This is a genomic window from Paenibacillus apiarius (genome assembly GCF_017052585.1).
Classification (GTDB): domain Bacteria; phylum Bacillota; class Bacilli; order Paenibacillales; family Paenibacillaceae; genus Paenibacillus_B; species Paenibacillus_B apiarius.
In genome coordinates this window covers 487,926-508,402 of record NZ_JAFFHZ010000002.1, presented here as the reverse complement: position 1 = coordinate 508,402, position 20,477 = coordinate 487,926, and the positions used below count along the sequence as shown (strand labels likewise).

Genomic DNA, 20,477 nt, shown 5'->3' with positions numbered 1-20,477 from the left:
AAGGTCACTTCGGAGGGGATAATGGTGTACATACCTTATAAGAGCATCATGCCAACAATCGACCCGACAGTCTTCGTGGCAGAGGGTGCTAAAATTATCGGCGACGTGTCGATTGGGACGGAATCGACCGTGTGGTACAATGCCGTGCTGCGCGGGGATATGGCTCCGATCGTAATCGGAAATCGCGTCAACTTACAAGACGGCGTCATCGGTCACGTCAATACGGATCAACCTTTAATCGTTCAGGACGAGGTCTCCGTCGGGCATGGGGCAATTATTCATGGCTGTACGATAGGCAATGGTACATTGATCGGTATGGGGGCGATTGTATTGAACGGTGCCGAGATCGGTGAATATGCTTTAGTAGGAGCAGGTTCTGTCGTCACTGAAAATAAGAAGATACCGGCCTATACTCTTTCTCTCGGTTCACCAGCTAGAGTCATACGCGAGCTGACAGAAGAAGATTTGCAACGAATGAAGAGAACAACGGAAAGCTATGTGGTGAAAGGAAAGGAATATAGGATCTCTTAATCGTGCAGGTTTGGAGGTTGAATCCTATGGATAAAATGAAAGTAACGTATGAAGCAATGCTCAGCTTGACCGCTGAAATGATCTGGGACGATGCGATTCGTAAATACCGTACGGAACGCATATATGAGGAAATTGACAAAGCGCTGGCTTCTGGAGACGAAACGACGTTCCGGACGCTGACTGATGAATTGAAGACGTTGAGGTAATACCCCGATGAAGAAACGCTTACGGCGATTCTTCATTTTTTTGTATAACATTGTATAATGGAGAGGAAGATACAGGAAAACGGGGGAGACAGCATGAAGTTTAGCGAATTGACATTGGAGCAGTGGAAGGAATGGGAGCCCTATCTCGACACATGCGTATTGCCGATTACCGGGCTTACGGGAGAGGAGTCGCCCGTAGAATCGGCCGACCGCCTCGAGAAATTGCGGGACTGGCTGGACGGAGTGGAGATTCCGTTTCGCGGCCGGGTCGTGACCTACCCCGCCTATCATTTTGTCATGGACAAGCAGCCGCAGCAGCAAGATATATCATTGATTAACGGTGTGTGCTCCCGGCTGCGCGAGCGCGGATTTGCGCATATTGTCATTATTTCGGCAGACATGCATATAACGAAGGACATGCTCAAGGCAGCGGATGAAGTGTTTTCTCCACTTGCATTTCCATGGAAGGAATTAACTTTAATTAAAGAAGAAATGAATAAACGCATACAAAAGATGTGGTTGCAATCACAAACTGATGAGTAAATGTGACAAAATATAAACAATTCATGGCGTGAATTGGTATGTCTAGGCAATTCTATTGGTAAATTCTTGACGCTTTCATGGTGCTGGGATATTATAGTGATGTCCTAGTTAAGAATGTGATTATCGTCATAGCAACTTGCCAGAACGGTTGGGTAAAGGGGGTAAGACAGTAGATGAGTAAACCGCACGATAACGAGCAATCACCTCAAAAGCCGGGCAAAGAAATGTCGCGTCGACAATTTCTTACTTACACATTGGGTGGCGCAAGCGCCTTCATGTTTGTCGGTCCTGCGATTCCGATGGTTCGGTTTGCCGTCGATCCACTTCTACAGAAAAAGACAGAAGGCAAATACATCAAAGTAGTGGAAGCGAACAAAATTACGAATGACCCGCAAGAATTCACTTTCGAAATTACTCAGATTGACGGCTGGTATGAGAGCAAGCCGACGCTTATCGCCTGGATCAGCAAAGATCAGCAAGGCAACATTTTTGCGCTATCTCCGGTATGCAAGCATTTGGGGTGTACGGTTGACTGGAACAACAATCCGAAGTTGAAGGACCAGTACTTCTGCCCGTGCCACGGCGCGCACTATACGAGAGAAGGCAAACAACTCGCTGTTGCTCGCGCACCGCTCGACGAATACAAGGTCAAAGTGGAGAACGGCTTTGTATACTTAGGTGACATCATACCGAACCAACATGTGCAGTAACAAGGAGGCGTAATAACAGATGTTTAAAGGAGTGTACCACTGGATTGACGAACGTCTGGATATCACGCCGATGTGGCGCGACGTGGCGGATCATGAAGTGCCGGAGCACGTAAACCCTGCGCATCATTTTTCCGCATTCGTGTACTGTTTCGGCGGTTTGACGTTCTTTATTACGGTCATTCAGATATTGTCCGGGATGTTCTTGACGATGTATTATGTGCCGGACATCGTGAATGCGTATTACAGCGTTGAATATTTGCAGACGAAAGTGGCCTTCGGCCAGATTGTTCGCGGCATGCACCATTGGGGAGCCAGTTTAGTTATCGTTATGATGCTCTTACATACGCTACGTGTATTTTTCACCGGTTCATATAAGGCTCCCCGCGAAATGAACTGGGTTGTGGGCATGCTGATTTTCTTTGTAATGCTAGGTCTTGGGTTCACAGGGTACTTGCTGCCTTGGGACAACAAAGCATACTTTGCCACGAAAGTCGGTATGGAGATTGCGGATACCGTTCCTTACATCGGGCCGTACTTGAAAGAACTGATGCAGGGCGGTACGGTTGTCGGCGCTCAAACGTTGACTCGTTTCTTTGCGATTCACGTCTTCTTCTTGCCGGGGGCTCTGTTGGCCTTGCTGGGCGCTCACTTCTTTATGATTCGCCGCCAAGGCATTTCGGGACCGCTATAAGAGAGGAGGAATCGAGATGGCACAGGGTAAGTCAAAAGATGAAAAAGTCGTATATGTCGGGGATTCTCGGATCAAAAAGAAAGACTTACATGTTACGCCGCAAGACTACACGTCCTATCCGGGCAAGTCTGAAGCGTTTATTCCGAACTTTCTATTGAAAGAATGGATGGTCGGCGTCGTCGCATTGGTCGCGTTCCTCGTACTGACCATATCCGAGCCGCCACCCCTCGGATATCCGGCGAATCCGAACAATACCGGATTCGTACCGATTCCGGACTGGTATTTCTTGTTCCTGTATCAATTTTTGAAGTATCCATACGCATCGGGAAGCTATGTCGTCATCGGTACGGTTCTCATTCCAGGTCTAGCATTCGGGGGATTGCTGCTTGCTCCGTTTTTGGATACGGGCAAAGAGCGCCGTTTCTACCGCCGTCCGATCGCATCATCGCTGATGATCGTCTCTTTGATCGCCTGCGTCTATTTGACCAAGGTCGCATGGGATGGCTACAACCATGAACTTGCAGAGCTGAATATTAAGCCGGAGCATATCGAACGGGAAGAGAAAGCTCGCGAAGCGGATCTGGCTGGCAAACCTACCGGTCAACCGAAGCCGGACAAATCGGTTGCGATCGTGGACAAAGACGACCCTGCCTTCGCCAACATGAAGAAAGCGACTTGTCTCGCATGCCACGCGAACGATTTGAAGGGAGCCTCGGGTCCTTCCTTGTTAGGTATCGGAGATACGATGAATAAAGACGAGATCTTGGACGTCATCAAGAACGGTAAAGGCAACATGCCGCCAATGGTCGATAGCGCCAAGGCGCAAGGTCTGAATGACGAAGATATCGAGCATATCGCCGATTGGCTTGCGAAACAGAAAGCCGCACAGTAAAATAAGGATAAATATATGAAACCTGACTGCTACAGCGGTCAGGTTTTGTTTCTGATCGAGACACATTTCCGATCGGGCTAAAAATGATTGCCTGCCGTAACATTGGAGTGCATATCGCCGCCATGTGACAGCATGCAGGAAAGAAGGGAATTCATGAAGCCGCTATCGCTCATAAGCCGCAGCTTTCTATCGCGCCGTTGGGTGCTTAGATTGCTGTTCTGGAGCAACTTGACAGGAACGGTATACGGGTATTATTGGTACAAAAACCAGCTTATCTATACGTGGGAGCATCATCCGTTCTGGCAAATCGTCTTCGTGCCGGACAGTCCGACCGCGAGCTTGTTTTTTACAATCAGCATCGGGATATTGCTGTTCTGTCCGCGTCCGCGTTCGACTTGGGGTACGGTCGTCAAAAATATTATCGAAGCGCTTGCCGTCGTCACCTCGATTAAATATGGGGTGTGGGCATGTGCGATGATTGTGGCGGGAGCTTATAAAGGGTCGCCGATGATGTGGCAAGACTGGATGCTTATCGGCTCTCATTTGGCGATGGCCATAGAAGCGCTGTTGTATGTGCGCTTGTTCAGCTATGGCAGCGCAAGTGTAACGCTGGCGGCTTGTTGGACATGGCTCAATGACACAGTGGATTATAGCGCTGGTATCTATCCTTGGCTGCCGAGCACGCTGCAGGATGATTTAGTCGCGATCTGCCTGTTTACGTTCTTATTGACCGGAGTGAGCGTCCTGCTCGCTTGGGTCACGATGCGTCATGCGAGAGGCAGGGGCGCTCACTTACATATGAAGTAATAGGATAGATGCTTGTTCTAAATGTGGACATCTCCCCATACGATGATGAGGGAGGGATGTACATGCGTGCGCTCATCGTCATGATCGGAATTTTTGGATTATGCTTGTTTGCCTATGCACCTGCAGCTGTGGCGTTGACCGGCGGGAAGCTGGAACCTGAGCCCGGAGCGAATTGGCGTATGTTGGACAAACAAGCGGAAGAACTGTACCGTTATGTCGTCGCCGGAGAGTGGGAAAAGGCACAACACAAAGTGACAGAGATGGGGAAGCTGATGTCAGAGACCTCATTCACAGGCGCTACGGGTGTCGAGGGTGTACGAGCTTTGAGCGATGCGATAGTGCAGGTGAAGCGAGCCTTGCCCGCAGTTGAAATCAATGAAGCGAAGCTGATGCACGTAACGGCACGCCTGCGCTTGGCTGCGGACGCGTTGACCCATACGAAGCAACCGATGTGGCTGCAGTACGAGCAGGTGCTGCGTGATGATATGAACCGCCTTATGCAAGCGGAGCGAAAAGAAGACTGGCGGCTCAGGGCGAACCAATGGCTGGAGCATATAGACCGGATTAGAGCGGCAGCCATCATTCAGCGCAATCCGGAAACAATCGAAATAATGGAGTCCATCGTTCAACTCGTGCAGCGGGGCGTGCAGGGCGAGATTCGAACGGCAGAGGTGAATCAAGCGCTGAATAAGTACGGAGATGTGCTGCTAAGTCAATTGTTCGGCAAGACGAAGGAAGAACCGGCGCTGGGATCGCTGCAGAATCATTCGCTGCCGATGCAATGGACGTTTATGCTCGCCTTTATCGTCTGCATGACCTTAACCTACGTTGCATTTCAGAAATATCGCTATGAGCAGGATGTGATTCGCCCCGGCCGTTTCAGAAAATAAACGGAACTGAAAAAGGACAAAACGCATTCGTCCCGGACGAGTGCGTTTTTTTATGTTTTGAGAAGAGCGGTGACAAAAATGAATGAGACAACCGCTAAAGGAACAATAAGCTCACCAATTCCATAGCAAGTAGCATGGTCATGAGCGATTCAATTGCCGCACAGATTAAAAAAGAGCGCTTTCATCGTAGATTAGGTCGTATCGTACGCAAGAAGAGCTTGTTAAAATGGTGACAACGCTTACAACTAGGAGGTCCAAATCAATGAAAACGCGATTCATTAAAGGGGTAACCGTAGCATTGGCAGCAGTTCTGCTGCTAGCAGGATGTTCCAGCAGATCGGGAGACACGAAGATAAATGCCGATCAATCGAAGAAAAGCAGCTCGGCCGCGTCCAGAATAACCGTCGACAGCAGTGTCAATGATCCGGTTGTTCAAAGAGTGTACAAAGATATCGTGGAGGCGTTCAAGCAAGAAAATCCAGATATCGACGTAGACCTGCAGTTCCCGGGCTCTGAGCACGATAACATCTTGAAAGTAAAGATGGCAGCGAATGAGATGCCGGACGTCTTCGATACACATGGCTGGGCGCAGGTGCGCTACGGCAATTACTTGGCGGATTTGCGCGATGAAGCGTGGGTTCCGGAATTAACCGATACCATCAAAGACGTTGTCACAGACAAGGACGGGAAAGTATATGCGCTTGTGCTTAGCGAAGCGAAAGACGGGTTCACTTATAATGCCGATCTGCTTGAAAAATTGGATATCCCGGTTCCAAAGACATTTGACGAATTAATGGCGGCAGCCGATAAGATTGTGAAAGCAACGAACGGCGAGACGGTGCCGTTCCATTTCTCCGGCATCGATGACTGGACGATCGGCCAATACTTCGATCTGATGGCGACACCGCTGCTCATCAGCCCGGAAAACAATGAGAAAGAGGCGCTTCTGAACGGAACATTCGACTGGACGAAGTGGACGCCATTGCCTGAGAAGTTTCAGGAAATGCACCAAAAAGGCTATCTCAACAAAGATGTCATAACAGCAAAATATAGCGATGCATCCCGTCAGTTTGCGGAGGGAAAAGTAGCTTTCGTTATGGTTAACCCGAGCTTTGCGGAAGAAGTGCGCAAAATCAATAAAGACATGAAGATTGGCTACATGCCCGTGCCTTCGTTGGTTGCCGGCGATGAGCCAAGCTTCTCCGGCGGCGAGCGCTTTACGATGGGGATTTGGAAAGATTCCGAAAAAATGGAGCAGGCGAAAAAGTTCCTCGCATTCTTTGCCAAGCCAGAGAACATGAGCAAAATCGCGAACGTTACGATGCTTCCACCAGGGCTCAAAGGCGTTGAAGCGCAGCACGAATTTTCCCCATATTATGAACAGTACAAAGATGTTCGTGTATTTCCATACTTCGATCGTGTCTTTTTGCCAAGCGGAATGTGGGATGTATTGTGTAAGCAAGGCACAGAGCTCCTGGCGGGACGTATCACGCCGGAGAAATATTCCGAGGTCATGAAGCAGGAAGCAGAGCGCCTGAGAAATAGATAGGCAGCAAGCTTATGTGAAGAGGGCGTTGTTCATTCGAGCAAGCCCTCTCTCCATTAGAGGTCAGGAGTGAGGCAACGATGAATACGAATAGAAGGCTATCATCAGGCAGCGTTTTGAATCTATTTTATATTCCCGCCTTAGCGCTGTTTGCATTGTTTGTGTTTTATCCCTTTATGAAGGGAATTCAGATTTCGTTCACGAATTGGGACGGATATTCCCAAGATTTCAGATGGATCGGCTTTGACAACTACAGGCGGATGTTCTCTGATCCACAGATTGTCAATGTCATGAAAAACACGCTCATCTACGGCATGGGCAGCACTTTTTTGCAAAATGTGCTCGGTCTGTTGTACGCTTTATACTTGAACCGTTCGATTCGGGCCAAAGGACTAATCCGAACTATCGTATACTTACCGGTTATCATTAGTCCGCTCATTATGGGCTATATCTGGTATTTCTTCTTTCAATATAACGGGGGCGCTCTGAATGATATTGTGCTTTGGTTTCAGGACGATCCGATTAATTTATTAGCAAATGCGGACATAAACGTATGGATTATTACTTTTGTCAATACGTTCCAATACATGGGGATTGCGATGGTCATTTATTTGGCTGGATTGCAATCGATATCAAAAGAGTATTATGAGGCGGCGCAAATTGACGGAGCATCATCGTTCAAGCAATTCCGCAACATCACACTGCCGCTGCTCGCGCCATCTATCACGATTAACGTGGTGCTCAATCTAATCGGCGGGTTGAAGCTGTTTGATGTGATTATCGCCATGACCAACGGCGGACCGGGCTATGCGTCCTCGTCGTTGTCTACGTTGATGTATCATCTGTATTTCTCTAGACAAGATGCGGGTTATGCGGCTTCGCTCGGCAACCTGATGTTCGTCATCATATCCATCATTAGTATGTCTGCGCTCTACTTCTTGCGGAGAAAGGAGATGCAGCAATGATGAAAGCGTACAAGAAATGGCTCATTGCTATCGGTTCGATTGTGCTCGTTGCGATTCATACGATTCCTTTTTATATTTTGTTGACCAGTTCCTTCAAGGCGGCAGACGATCTGTCTTCCAAATGGGCATTTCCGGGATATCTATACCTCGATAACTTCGTGAATGCATGGAACGAAGCGAATCTCGGCAGAGCGTTCATCAATAACACCTTGATCACCGGAGTTGCGATGATTCTTGTCGTCGTGATCGGCTCGCTGGCTGCCTATCCGTTGGCACGGCATCAGACACAGTGGAACAAGTTCATGTATATGCTGTTCATCTCGGTGCTTATTGTGCCGCCGCTGGCAATTTTGGTCCCGTTATACCGTTTCTATGTCGATATTCAAGCGCTTAATACGTACTGGGGAATCATCCTCATCCATGTGACATTCAACTTGCCGATTACGATATTTCTATATACCGGGTTCATCGGAACGATACCGAAAGATTTGGATGAAGCGGGCATGATTGACGGTTCCAGCCGAGTGGGGTTATTTTTCCGGCTCATCATGCCGCTGTTGAAGCCAGTGACGGCGACCGTTATTATTTTGGCGGGCGTTGCCATTTGGAATGACTATCAATTCTCGGTATTTTTTCTGGAAAAGACCGAAGTGCGAACGATTACGGTATCTTTGGCGAAGTTTTTCGGTCAATATAACAGCAATATCGGTTGGGTTGCCGCAGGCTCGCTTATGGGGGCGCTGCCGATAACATTGGTTTATTTGGCTCTCCAGAAGCAGTTCATTCATGGCTTGTCTTCTGGCGCGGTGAAGGGCTAGAACCTGTTTTGAACACGAACTACTATGCAGGAGGGCATCATGACATTACAGAAATTGCATTCGCTCCGATCCAAATTGCTCGTTCTGTATTTCATCATATTGATGATTCCGATGATTGTCATCGTATATGTGATGCCCTCCTATTTTTATAATGTCATTACGGACAAGACGTCGAGGCAGACAGAGACCATTTTGGAATCGCTGTCGAAAAATATGGAGACCTATTTGGACGATCTGGTCCGGCTTACGATAACGCCTTATTTGAGCGAAGAAGTAATGACCGCGTTGAAATTGAAAGCGAGTTCACGCTACAGCAAGGCAGATGATTATACGAAGCTGCTGGCGGAGCGCGCGCTGCATAGCGGCTTGCCGAATTTGATGCGCAATCTGCGCAGCGACATTCTTGGAATTGTGCTGCTGCCTCTGGATGGTTCGACCTATATGATTCCTTCCTCACAAGGGGGGCAGATTACAGAGAATTACCCCTTCCGGGATCAAGCTTGGTATAAAAAAGCGTGCGATGCCGATGGCAAGACGGTATTCATTAGCCCGCATACGCGTGATTATGTTACGAATCCGGCCGTATCGCACGCCTTCTCGGTAGCCCGGCTTATTCAGGATCCGGATTCGCGGCAACCGCTTGCCGTTCTAATGGCAGATGCGGATCTGTCGATCATTAATCATTTGGTCAAGGATATCGAATTCGATGTCTCTTCGGTAGTAAGCGTTTACGATCAAGACGATAAGCTGATTTTCTCCAATCATGAGCTGTCAGCAGAGGTGCAGCTGCAAGTTGTGCGGGCGGATGAAGTGGTCACAGGCGAGCACGATTCGTATGTCAAAATCGCGAAGAAGATGAACAGTTCGGGATGGAGCATCGTTGTGCTGCTCTCCGAGACGGAATTAATGAATAATATCCGTTGGTTCTATATCGTCGGCGGCTTATTCGCCATTGCGGGAGTGGCGGCGACGTTCTTGCTATTCAACCTGTTGTCCCGTTGGATTATCAATCCATACCACAAGCTGCTGGCCGCCATGAATCGCTTCCGGCGCGGAGATTGGCAAGCGCGCATCGAAGTGAAGAACGGGACAGGCGAGATACATGAGTTGTCGCTCGCTTATAATACGATGGCGGATCAGATTAGCGATATGGTCAAACGGGAATATATCGGCAAGCTGCAGCTGAAGGAGGCTGAGTACCGCGCGCTGCAATCGCAGATTCAGCCGCATTTCCTCTACAATACGTTGAATGGATTTATCGGATTGAACCGCATGAACAAGCGGGATGTGCTAGAGGAAGCCATCGTGTCGCTCAGCCGGATGCTGCGTTATACGCTAGAGGATCGGACCAAGAGCACCGTTCGGGAGGAATTCGATTTTTTGCAGCGTTATTGCGAGTTGCAGCAAATGCGCTTCGGCGGGAAGTTTTCGTTCGAGATAGCGCATGACGAGATAGTTGGCGGATATATGATTCCGAAGCTGCTGCTTCAGCCGCTCGTCGAGAACGCGATTATTCATGGCATCGAACCGCTCAGGCGGCCAGCCGCCTTGCGGGTAAATGCGGCGATGGAGCCGATGGATGGCGAGGAATGGCTCTCAATCGTAATCGAAGATACGGGGAAAGGCTTCGATGCAGCAGCAGTCCGGCCGCATGCGGTCGGGCTGTTCAATACGAAGGAACGCTTGAAGCTGATGTACCCTTCGCCGGTCTTCGCTGTTCAAAGCGTGGTGAACGAGGGAACCAAGATTATGATTCAAATCCGGAAGGAAGAAGTGAGTGCATGAGAATTATCATTGCCGATGATGAATATCTGGTGCGCATGACGCTGGTAAGCATGATTCAAGAGATGCCCCATCCGTTTGAAATATGCGGGCAAGCGGAAAGCGGCGAGGAACTGCTTGACCTGCTGCCGGATTGCAGGCCCGATATCGTGCTGCTCGATCTGCGGATGCCGGAGATGGGCGGGCTGGAGGCGATGCGCATTGGGAAAGATCAATCCCCAATGACGAAATGGATTATTCTGACCGGATTCTCCGACTTTGATAGTGCGCGGGAATCCGTCAAGCTGGGGGCCTCCGATTACTTGCTGAAGCCGTCGAGCGCAAAGGAATTGGAGCAGGCGCTGCTGAGAGCCGCCGCGATGGTGCAGGAAGAGCGCAACCTGCTGCATAAGCAGTTCGAGAGCAATTTGAACGCGATCTTCTCAGGCTGGATCACCCCAACATTAGCCTCCAAAGATACATTCATTGAGCGGGCGCATTATAAAGGAGTCACGTTCGCTCTCGACAGTGGGAAGGAGGAACGGGGCGAGGCATTCCACAAGCAATTTTTTACGCAGCTGCGTTTAGAAATGGAGGATGCCATATCAGAGGCATTCTATCCTGCCTTATTCATGCTCCCTCATGGCGACATGGCCTTCATTGGCGCTTGGTTGCCGGAGCGGGAAGAGGAAGGAACCCGGGTGCTGCGCGGGGTGCTGCGCAAGTTGGAAGCAGATGTGAAGGCGCGAAGCTGCACACAGGCTGCCGTGACATTATTCTCAACGGGAGTATGCGTCTCGTTGCAGGAATTGTGGCGGGAGCTGAACGAATGTTCGCGCATGGCGCCGCTGCGCGTAACAAAAGGGATTGGCACACACTGGAGCAAGGAGCAGTTCGCCGGCCAGACTCCAGAATGGCCTATTGAATTCGGCCAATTATGGCTCGATCTGAGTGATGCTTACAAGGGGCGCCAATATTTGGACTATATGAAGACTGTTGATCGTATCCAACAGCATTTCGCTGCCAAAAGCTTGCAAAGTCTTACTCAGCCTGTGGCTCAATCCATTGAAGAGTTTGCTTGTGTCGCTTTTAACCGCCCGATCGGCGTAAGGGGCGATGAATGGGTTCAGACGCTATATGAGATCGGAGAATCATTGCTCCAACACCATGCTTCGAAGGATAGCGGCTCGCGGATAATCGAACAAGTCATTTCCTATTTAGAACAGCATTATGCAAGTGAAGTCACATTGGCGGAGCTTGCCCGGGATTTTCATGTGACGCCGAACTATTTAAGCACCTTATTTCATCAGACGACGGGTATTACTTTTGTGAAATATGTAACCCGGCTGCGGATGATGCGGGCGAAGCAGTTGCTTGCGGATCAATCATTGCAGGTGCAGCAGGTTGCGGAACAGGTCGGATATTACAGCACCAGACACTTTACGAAATGCTTCTTCGAATTCGAGGGGTGCTCGCCATCCGAATATAAGAAGAAGTGCAGGGAGAGGGTTAATGATGAATATTACTTATAACGAAGCGGAGCAACTATTTCACCTGCAGACCAAAGGGACCAGCTACATGATGCAAGTGGTGAAGGGCGGTTACTTGGCCCATGTGTATTGGGGAAGGAAATTGAGAGGAATTCATGAGAGGGAGAGGATCAGTTACGTGGAGCGCTGTTCGTTCCATCCGAATCCAGACCCGGAGGACCGTTCGTTCTCGCCCGATACGCTCCCGCAGGAGCTGGCGGGCTATGGTAGCGGAGACTTCCGCCATCCGGCTTATGAAGTCCAATCCGAACACGGAACGACGGCGTCTGAACTTACCTATAAAAGACACATTATTTTTAGCGGAAAGCCTCAATTGGAGGGGCTGCCTGCGACATATGCCGAGTCTGAGGAAGAAGCGATGACGCTTGAGATCGAGTTGGAGGATGAGATTATAGGGCTGCGCGCGGTGATGCTGTATACCGTTTATGCAAACCACGATGCCATTGTGCGCTCTGTCCGCTATAGCAACGCGAGCAGTTCGGAAATGAAGCTGCAGCGAGCGCTCAGCATGAGCGTGGACTTCCCGCATGCGGAGTTCGACCTGCTTCGGCTGCCGGGAGCTTGGGCGCGCGAACGCCATATTGATCGTCACCCCCTGGCCGCCGGCACGCAATCGGTGGAGAGCCGCCGCGGGTCGAGCAGCCATCAGCAAAATCCATTCATCGCGCTGTTATCGCGCGGAGCGGATGAGGAGCACGGTGACGTCTATGGCTTCAGTCTAGTATACAGCGGCAGCTTTCTGGCGCAGGCAGAAGTTGATCAATTCCGCTCGACGCGCGTCTCGATGGGGGTGAACCCATTTGACTTCGAATGGCTGCTGGAACCGGGGCAATCGTTCCAGACTCCGGAAGTGGTTATGATCTATTCCGGCGCAGGGCTGGGAGCAATGTCGCGTTCGTATCATCGTTTGTACCGCACCCGGCTATGCCGCGGATATTTCCGCGATCGCGAGCGCCCGGTGCTGGTGAACAACTGGGAAGCCACGTATTTCGACTTTACGGCAGACAAGATAGGGGCATTGGCAGGCGCGGCAGCAGAACTGGATATCGAGCTGCTCGTACTCGACGATGGCTGGTTCGGAAAGCGGAATGATGACCGCAGCTCGCTCGGCGATTGGTTCGTCAATGCCGACAAGCTGCCGGGCGGTCTGGAGGATGTGGCGCGCCGGGTGAATGCGCAGGGCGTGCAATTCGGCCTCTGGTTCGAGCCGGAAATGATCTCGCCTGACAGCGAGCTATACCGTGCCCACCCGGATTGGTGCCTGCATGTCCCAAATCGCAGACGGACGCAGGCGAGATCCCAGCTTATACTGGACTTCTCGCGCCAAGAGGTGTGCGATGCGGTCGTCGCCGCGTTGTCCGGCATTTTGGCGAACGCTCCCATCTCTTACGTCAAGTGGGACATGAACCGCAATATGACGGAGATCGGTTCGGCCAGCCTGCCGCCCTCAAGGCAGCGGGAGTCGGCGCATCGTTATATGCTGGGGGTTTACAGCGTGATGGAACAGGTGACGAGCGCCTTCCCGCATGTGCTGTTCGAGAGCTGCTCCGGCGGGGGCGGCCGCTTCGATCCGGGCATGCTGTTCTACATGCCGCAGACGTGGACGAGCGATGATACCGATGCGGTAGAGCGGTTGAAGATTCAATACGGCACAAGCCTCGTCTATCCGGTCAGTGCGATGGGCGCGCATGTGTCGGCGGTGCCGAACCATCAGATTGGCCGTGTCACCTCCTTGGAGATGAGGGGGCATGTTGCAATGTCGGGCAACTTCGGCTACGAGCTGGATCTAACGAAGTTCACGGACGCTCAGAAAACGGCGGTCAAGGAACAAGTGGCGTTCTATAAGTCTGTCCGCGCCTTAGTTCAGAACGGGGACATGTACCGGCTGCGCAGTCCATTCGAAGGCAATGAGACAGCGTGGATGTTCGTCTCTGCCGACCGATCGGATGCGTTGCTCGGCCACTTCCGCGTGCTGGCAGAACCGAACCCGGCCAGCAGCCGCATCAAGTTGAGAGGCCTATGCCCGGATGCGATGTATCGCTTGGAACAGACCGGATGCATCTATGGCGGGGACGAGCTCATGTACGCGGGAATTTTGCTGCCGCAGATAGAGCACGATTTCAGCAGCATTATGTACCGTTTTACAGCTTTGTAGGAATCAGACCGCCACTTTTTACTCGCCATGAGCGGAGGGTGGCGGTTTAGGCATTAACACTCCACGACTAAACCGATTTTTTATCGTTTCGATTTGACGAATGCAGGAAAGCAAGGCCTTTGTCTCGGGGAGCAAGCCGCGTTGGTCGGGCACTAGGATGGTTGACGGATGAAGCGAAAAGGTCTATATTATACGTATAGGGGTATATACTATAATGAGTTAGGAGGAATCAGTGATGACAACCGTGGAATTGACAGACAGCACGATTGAAGCTTTCATTCAGGACAAGAAGCTGGTGTTGATCGACTTCTGGGCGCCTTGGTGCGGGCCTTGCCGCATGCTTGCGCCGACGCTTGATAGATTGGCCGAAGAATTGGGCGACCGGGCGATTATAGCCAAGGTCAATGTAGATAGCAACCCGTATGCAGCCATCAAGTATCAAGTGCAGGGGATTCCGAATTTGAAGTTGTTTTACGAGGGCAAGGAAGTAGAGGGCTTTGTAGGAGTTCAGCCGCTGGAAACGTTGAAAAGCGCAGTTATGGCCTATACCCGTTAATGCATATAAGACCGTGAGCTATCATCAGCTGCGCGGTCTTTTTTTGATCGTCAGTCCAACCGGGAAAGAGCGAGGGCACTTTTTAAAAGGCAAAATGAGGATTTCATTGTTGACAATGATAATCAATATCACCTATTATAACTAAAGAGTCTGATAATGATTCTCATTATCGAAAGATGACGATTTGAGAATTGATATTCAGCATTCATCAGGCAAATTCATCGGTTCTCAATACATATCTATAGGAGGTATTTTCATGTTACGTTCTTTCGTCCGTCATTCCGGCAAGCTTATGCTAGCTGCCGCATTGGTATGCTCTTCGCTGGTGCCTGCCGCATTCATTGCTCCTGCAGCGAGTGCTCAGGCCAAAATTGTCGTAAAGGATTTCGCCGACCGGGAACTGACATTAAGCAAGCCAGTTGAGAAGGTAGTCACGCTTGCCGCTGGAGATGCGCAGATTGTGACGGCATTGGGCGGGAAAATCGCCGGCCGTCCGAACACGAGCAATAAGACATTGCCAAAGGAAGTATTGGACGCGCCGATTATCGGATCGGGACATGCGCCGAATTACGAGAAGATTACTGCATTGAAGCCAGAGCTCGTCATTGCGAGCAAAAGCTTGAACATAAAGGATATTAAGGCGTTGGAAGCAACTGGCGCGCTCGTCTACGTGGCCAGCTCCGAATCTGTTAATGAGATTAAGGAGAACGTGCTGAAAATCGGAGAGCTGCTCGGCAAGACGGAGAAGGCCAAGGCAACCGTCAAAGCAATGGACATCAAGCTGCAAATTGCCGGTAAGATCAATAAAAATAATCCGAAGAAGGCCTTAATTGTGTATGGTGCTCCGGGCACCTTGCTCGCTGCGCTCCCGACTTCGCTTCCGGGCGATTTACTAACGAGGGCGGGCGGCAAAAATGTAGCTGCAGAGTTTCCAAAGCTGGATAAAATGTCTGGATACGCCCAGCTGAGCGCGGAGCGCGTCATTGCAGCGGACCCCGATATTATTTTGCTCATTACGCATGGCGACCCGGAAGCGGTCCAGAAAGCTTTTAATGAAGAGATTAGCAAAAATGCAGCCTGGAGCAGCATGACGGCCGTGAAAAACGAAAATATCGTCGTGCTTCCTTCGCATCTGTTCGGCACCAATCCAGGCACGAAAATCGCAGACGCCTTGAATGTTCTTGCGACTCATTTGAAGCAGGCGGAGTGATAACGGATGAGCATCGATACCAAGCTGAAGGCTCCAGAAGCGTTCAGCGAGGGGCTGCAGAAGCAGGACCCGCGTAAGTGGAAGCGTACGGTGACTATCATTATAACGCTGGTGCTGCTGGTGGCGGCGTTTCTCTACGGACTGTCGACAGGCGCGGTATCCATACCCGTGAAAACGATTTGGGAGGTGCTTGTTCATCGCGAGACCTCGACCGATGACCAGATCATTTGGAACTTCCGGCTTCCGCGCACCTTGCTGGCGATGGTGGTAGGCAGCTCTTTGGCCATCTCCGGCGCGTTCATGCAGGGAGTCATGCGCAACCCGCTCGCCGATCCTGGCATTATCGGGGTGTCGGCTGGAGCGGGCTTGATGGCCGTCATCATTATGCTTGTTTTTCCGGAAATGATTTATTTGGTTCCGGCTGCCGCTTTTGTCGGAGCATGGGTCGCCGTTATGGTTACATATAGCCTTGCCTGGAAGAAAGGGGCTTCGCCTTTGCGCATCATTTTGGCGGGGGTCGCGGTAAACGCATTGGCCGGGGCTGTTACATCGGGCATCATGCAGCTCTACAGCGACAGGGTGCAAGCGGTGCTGCCTTGGCTGTCCGGTGGTCTGGCCGGCGTGAGCTGGTACCATCTTCAGATGGTGCTGCCATACTTTGGGGTTGCGCTTCTTCTGTCATTGTTCGGCATTAGGCATGCAAACGTGCTGCTGCTTGGCGATGAGGCGGCAAAGCTGCTCGGGCATCCGACGGAAAAGAGCCGCTTGTTTCTTATATTCATCAGCACTCTGTTAGCCGGCATTGCCGTAAGCGTGTCAGGGTTAATTGGCTTCGTCGGCCTCGTCGTGCCGCATATGGTTCGGCTTATTGTCGGCAATAATTATGCATACCTGCTTCCGGTATCCGCCTTGGGCGGTGCTGCGCTGGTCGTATTCGCCGATACAGCCGCACGGAGCTGGTTCGATCCGCTGGAATTGCCGGTTGGTATTTTACTGGCCGTGCTGGGGGGACCATTTTTCCTCTACCTTTTAAGACGCGGAGGTGTGTTCAGTGGCGGTGCTTAGAGCGGAGCAGCTTTGCTTCGGCATGTCACAGCATTTCGCAATCAAGGATGTCTCCTTGTATGCCGAGCAAGGGGAGCGAATTAGCATAATCGGACCTAACGGCTCCGGCAAGTCCACGTTGCTGAAGCTCATGGCCAGACTGCTCAAGCCGCATCATGGTGTAGTGATGCTGGATGGGAAGGATATCGCGGACCTGAAAGGGAAAGACACGGCAAAAGCGCTGTCGATGCTGACCCAAATTCAGCCGCAGCTAACCGACATGACTGTCCGCGACCTGGTGCAATACGGCCGCCATCCCTACAGCAGCATGCTGACAGGCACATCCCGGGAAGACCGCGCCGTGACGGAATGGGCTATCTGTGCCACGCGCATGGAGAATTTGGCTGACCGTCCGCTAGAATCGTTATCGGGGGGAGAGCGCCAACGCGCATGGATTGCGATGGCGCTTGCCCAACAACCTAAGGTGCTGCTGCTGGATGAACCGACAACCTATTTGGATATTGCGAACCAGCTTGAGGTTCTGGAGCTGATGAACCAGCTGAATTCACAGATGAACATGACGGTTGTGATGGTTCTGCACGACATCAATCAGGCAGCGCAATACAGCGATCGCATGATTGTTATGCATGAAGGGAGCATCGTTCATCACGGAGCTCCACGGGACGTAATGACGCCGGACATGTTCGAGAGCGTATTCCGGATCCGCGTACGCATACACCAAGAAGAAGCATATCCGTATATATTTCCGCTGTCTGTTGCGGCCGGCACCCTATGAGGTTATCCAGAAAGCCCATTCTTTACGAGGGATGCTTCTTGGGTAGTTGGATTGCGTTAAACTTGCACTTCCGATGCTGAAAATGGTCCTTTTGATTATGCGCTTTTAAAGGAGGAATCGACATGATTGCTGTTACGAATTGCATTCGCGTGCATAAAGGGATGGGGAGCCATCTGGAGACCCGGTTTGAACGGCCGAAGCACGTGCATCGGATGCCGGGATTCGTGAGCATGGAGCTGTTGAAGAATGAACAGGAGGAGGATTACGACGAATTCGTAGTCCGTACGGTGTGGCAGGATCGCGCCGCGTTCGACAGCTGGGTCCGGAGCGAGGAATTCACGCGTGGTCATTCGCGCCGCGAGCAGGCCGACGGCAACATCATCGATTTCAAGGTGACGATCTATGACGTGGTGCATCGCCATCAACCCGCTGCCGTGTCAGATTCGTCCGCCGATACGGCTATATAAAGAGATCTAAAAGCCGGGACATACCAATTCGTTGGTATACTCCGGCTTTTTCATTGACACAGCGGCGACGACTCGTTACTCTTCGCGGAAGCCCTCGCCCAATACATCGTGGACATCATTGACGACAATGAAAGCGCGCGGATCAATCTCCTTCACCAACGTTTTGAAGCGGCGAATTTCCGTGCGGCTTACAACGCAGTACACCATTTGCTTTGGTTCCCGCGAGTAAGCGCCAATGACAGGCACTAGCGTTACTCCCCGCTCCATCTCCTGCGTAATGATATCGGCGATTTGGTCTGAATGGTCGGTTATGACCGTAAAGGCTTTGGCCGCATAGGCCCCTTCTTGAATGAAATCAATCATTTTAGAGGAAATAAACACGGCCACCAATGTATACAATATCTTTTCTTTCGGTATGTAGAACAGTGCCGCGCCAATAATGAAAATATCGAGGAAAAGGATGAACTGCCCCATGCTGATGCCAAGGCGGCGATTCGCCATGCGCGCAAGAATATCGACGCCGCCGGTCGTGCCGCCGAAGCGGAAGACGATGCCGAGGCCCGTCCCCAAGGTGACGCCGGCGTATAGAGTAGCCAAAATGAAATCATGCTCGGTCTGGAAGGGAATGATCCAATGGCGGGCAACCGCCTGTTCAAACAGCCATAAGAACAAGGTGAGCGAGAGAACGCCATACACGCTGTACACCATCTGTTTGCTGCCCAGAGCGCGCCAGCCTATAGCGAATAGCGGAATGTTAAGCAACAATGTGGACAAGGAGGGTTGAATGCCTGCTGCGTAATTGAGCAGCACGGTAACTCCGGTAACTCCGCCCTCCATAAGCTGATTCGGAATAATAAAGTAAATTAATCCGAATGCATAAACCGCCGTGCCGAGCGTTATCGGAAGAAAGGTCTGCCATACGCGTTGAAACAGGGATGACTTCACGTAATTCAGGGCTCCTTTTAGTGGGTTATAACTTACATCTTCATTAGTATATCGAATTCATTATTAGATAAAAAGCATTTGTTTTCCATACGGGTATACGTTAACATAGTAGCAGAATGTACTTTGAAAATGTACTGCGTAAAAGAAGGGGATTGCATGACGAATACAGATGTAAAGTCACTCTTGTCCTCGCTGCGCGACAAGCCGCTATCACAGATGCAGCGCGAGGTCGATGAGTACATATCTCAGTTTCAAGAAGGATATTTCAGCCCGCTCGCCATGTTGGCCAGATTGTCTGAAGAAGTGGGAGAATTAGCTCGCGAAGTGAACCATTATTATGGGGAGAAGCCGAAGAAGTCTTCAGAGGCGGATAATTCAATTGATATGGAGCTTGGAGATATATTATTTATCCTGCTTTGCTTCTCCAACTCGCTTGGTATTGACTTGACGAAGGCATATGATGCATGCATGCACAAATTCAATACTCGTGATGCCAATCGTTGGACCCGAATAGAGAAAGAGACACAGGAATAGACGCAGAAAGGATGAAGGAGAGATGGAACGAATTCGTGTAGCCGTCACGGGAGCCAGCGGTCGTATGGGAAGAGAAGTCGTGAAGATGGTGTTGGAAGATGAAACGTTGCAGCTCGTTGCCGCTGTCGCCGCGACGACAGGGCCGGTAGATGCCGCTTCGCTTGCCGGGCTTCCGCCATGCGGAGTAAAGGTTACATCGGATCTGGAGAGCGCCTTGCAGCACACGCAGCCGGACGTAATGGTCGATTTTACGACGCCGGGCACCGTCATGAACAACACGCTGATTGCGGTTCGCCATGGCGTAAGACCGGTCATCGGCACGACGGGCTTCAGTCCCGACGAAATCGAGCTATTGCAGCAAATGTGCCGCGATCAACGGCTTGGAGGCTTGATCGCGCCTAATTTCTCGATCGGCGCCATCTTAATGATGCGCTTTGCCGCGCAAGCGGCAAAGTATTTTCCCGATCTGGAAATTATCGAGTACCATGGAGATCAGAAGTTGGACGCGCCTTCCGGCACGGCGGTGAAGACTGCGGAATTGGTGTCCAAAGTGCGCGAAGAGCATCGTCAGGGCAATCCAAGCGAAGAAGAGAAAATCGAGGGCGCCCGCGGGGGCTATTATGACGGATTTCGCATCCATAGCGTCCGGTTGCCTGGTATATTTGCACAGCAAGAAGTGATTTTCGGAAGTTTTGGACAAACCTTGAAAATTCGCCACGATTCGTACGAGCGTGCCGGCTATATGCCGGGTGTTAATTTGGCAGTGAAGAAAGTGGTTCAACTTCAAGAGTTAGTCTACGGATTTGAGCATCTGCTTGATGATTGATTGCCGCGCTTCATGACTAGGGGATAGACAACGG

22 protein-coding genes are annotated in these 20,477 nt (G+C 50.9%); 21 read left to right on the top strand and 1 reads right to left on the bottom strand.

Annotation, left to right across the window (positions count from 1 at the left end):
- Positions 1-21: 21 nt before the first annotated feature.
- The 19 genes from JSQ80_RS28315 (at position 22) to JSQ80_RS28225 (ending at position 18,138) form a co-directional block, all read left to right on the top strand.
- Positions 22-531 (top strand): gamma carbonic anhydrase family protein, encoded by a 510-nt coding sequence (locus JSQ80_RS28315; protein ID WP_176392931.1) that lies wholly within the window; start codon positions 22-24, stop codon positions 529-531.
- Positions 532-557: 26 nt separating this feature from the next.
- Positions 558-737: an IDEAL domain-containing protein gene (locus JSQ80_RS28310; protein ID WP_087435399.1), complete on the top strand. Its 180-nt coding sequence runs from the start codon at positions 558-560 to the stop codon at positions 735-737.
- 93 nt (positions 738-830) lie between these two features.
- A complete protein-coding gene (locus JSQ80_RS28305) occupies positions 831-1,280 on the top strand; it encodes a DUF2487 family protein (protein ID WP_206098090.1) in 450 nt (149 codons plus the stop codon).
- A gap of 173 nt (positions 1,281-1,453) precedes the next feature.
- Entirely contained in the window at positions 1,454-1,990 is a 537-nt protein-coding gene (locus JSQ80_RS28300) for a QcrA and Rieske domain-containing protein (RefSeq protein ID WP_087435401.1), read from the top strand.
- A gap of 19 nt (positions 1,991-2,009) precedes the next feature.
- Positions 2,010-2,681, top strand: coding sequence for a menaquinol-cytochrome c reductase cytochrome b subunit (gene qcrB, locus JSQ80_RS28295; RefSeq protein ID WP_087435402.1), 672 nt, complete (start codon positions 2,010-2,012; stop codon positions 2,679-2,681).
- A gap of 16 nt (positions 2,682-2,697) precedes the next feature.
- Positions 2,698-3,573: a menaquinol-cytochrome c reductase cytochrome b/c subunit gene (locus JSQ80_RS28290; RefSeq protein ID WP_206098089.1), complete on the top strand. Its 876-nt coding sequence runs from the start codon at positions 2,698-2,700 to the stop codon at positions 3,571-3,573.
- A gap of 153 nt (positions 3,574-3,726) precedes the next feature.
- Entirely contained in the window at positions 3,727-4,380 is a 654-nt protein-coding gene (locus JSQ80_RS28285; protein WP_087435404.1) for a DUF1405 domain-containing protein, read from the top strand.
- Positions 4,381-4,442: 62 nt separating this feature from the next.
- Positions 4,443-5,270 (top strand): sporulation protein YpjB, encoded by an 828-nt coding sequence (locus JSQ80_RS28280; RefSeq protein WP_206098088.1) that lies wholly within the window; start codon positions 4,443-4,445, stop codon positions 5,268-5,270.
- A gap of 262 nt (positions 5,271-5,532) precedes the next feature.
- Positions 5,533-6,819, top strand: a complete 1,287-nt coding sequence (locus JSQ80_RS28275; protein WP_206098087.1) for an ABC transporter substrate-binding protein — start codon at positions 5,533-5,535, stop codon at positions 6,817-6,819.
- Between the two features lie 77 nt (positions 6,820-6,896).
- Positions 6,897-7,781 carry a carbohydrate ABC transporter permease gene (locus tag JSQ80_RS28270; RefSeq protein ID WP_206098086.1) on the top strand — a complete coding sequence of 295 codons (885 nt, stop codon included), beginning with the start codon at positions 6,897-6,899 and terminating at the stop codon, positions 7,779-7,781.
- On the top strand, positions 7,778-8,599 hold the full coding sequence (locus JSQ80_RS28265) for a carbohydrate ABC transporter permease (RefSeq protein WP_087435408.1): 822 nt from the start codon (positions 7,778-7,780) through the stop codon (positions 8,597-8,599). Before JSQ80_RS28270 ends, JSQ80_RS28265 begins: the two co-directional genes overlap by 4 nt.
- A 39-nt stretch (positions 8,600-8,638) precedes the next feature.
- Complete coding sequence (locus JSQ80_RS28260) at positions 8,639-10,384, top strand: sensor histidine kinase (RefSeq protein WP_206098085.1); 1,746 nt, start codon at positions 8,639-8,641, stop codon at positions 10,382-10,384.
- Positions 10,381-11,892 carry a response regulator transcription factor gene (locus JSQ80_RS28255; protein WP_206098084.1) on the top strand — a complete coding sequence of 504 codons (1,512 nt, stop codon included), beginning with the start codon at positions 10,381-10,383 and terminating at the stop codon, positions 11,890-11,892. Before JSQ80_RS28260 ends, JSQ80_RS28255 begins: the two co-directional genes overlap by 4 nt.
- Entirely contained in the window at positions 11,876-14,065 is a 2,190-nt protein-coding gene (locus tag JSQ80_RS28250; protein ID WP_206098174.1) for an alpha-galactosidase, read from the top strand. Before JSQ80_RS28255 ends, JSQ80_RS28250 begins: the two co-directional genes overlap by 17 nt.
- Positions 14,066-14,300: 235 nt before the next feature.
- Positions 14,301-14,621, top strand: coding sequence for a thioredoxin (trxA, locus tag JSQ80_RS28245; RefSeq protein WP_206098083.1), 321 nt, complete (start codon positions 14,301-14,303; stop codon positions 14,619-14,621).
- A 256-nt stretch (positions 14,622-14,877) separates the two neighbouring features.
- Entirely contained in the window at positions 14,878-15,831 is a 954-nt protein-coding gene (locus JSQ80_RS28240) for an ABC transporter substrate-binding protein (RefSeq protein WP_206098082.1), read from the top strand.
- A gap of 6 nt (positions 15,832-15,837) precedes the next feature.
- A complete protein-coding gene (locus JSQ80_RS28235) occupies positions 15,838-16,896 on the top strand; it encodes a FecCD family ABC transporter permease (RefSeq protein ID WP_206098081.1) in 1,059 nt (352 codons plus the stop codon).
- A complete protein-coding gene (locus tag JSQ80_RS28230; RefSeq protein WP_206098080.1) occupies positions 16,883-17,671 on the top strand; it encodes an ATP-binding cassette domain-containing protein in 789 nt (262 codons plus the stop codon). The genes JSQ80_RS28235 and JSQ80_RS28230 overlap by 14 nt, the downstream gene beginning before the upstream one ends.
- A 122-nt stretch (positions 17,672-17,793) precedes the next feature.
- On the top strand, positions 17,794-18,138 hold the full coding sequence (locus JSQ80_RS28225; RefSeq protein ID WP_206098079.1) for an antibiotic biosynthesis monooxygenase: 345 nt from the start codon (positions 17,794-17,796) through the stop codon (positions 18,136-18,138).
- 75 nt (positions 18,139-18,213) lie between these two features.
- On the opposite strand, the gene JSQ80_RS28220 is transcribed toward JSQ80_RS28225, so the two are convergent.
- Positions 18,214-19,083: a YitT family protein gene (locus JSQ80_RS28220; RefSeq protein ID WP_087435416.1), complete on the bottom strand. Its 870-nt coding sequence runs from the start codon at positions 19,081-19,083 to the stop codon at positions 18,214-18,216.
- A 156-nt stretch (positions 19,084-19,239) separates the two neighbouring features.
- Between JSQ80_RS28220 and JSQ80_RS28215 the strand changes: the two genes are divergently transcribed.
- The gene (locus tag JSQ80_RS28215; protein ID WP_206098078.1) at positions 19,240-19,617 is read left to right on the top strand and encodes a nucleotide pyrophosphohydrolase; all 378 of its coding nucleotides are present in this window, start codon (positions 19,240-19,242) and stop codon (positions 19,615-19,617) included.
- A gap of 22 nt (positions 19,618-19,639) precedes the next feature.
- A complete protein-coding gene (gene dapB / locus JSQ80_RS28210; protein WP_206098077.1) occupies positions 19,640-20,443 on the top strand; it encodes a 4-hydroxy-tetrahydrodipicolinate reductase in 804 nt (267 codons plus the stop codon).
- The last annotated feature ends 34 nt before the right edge of the window (positions 20,444-20,477 follow it).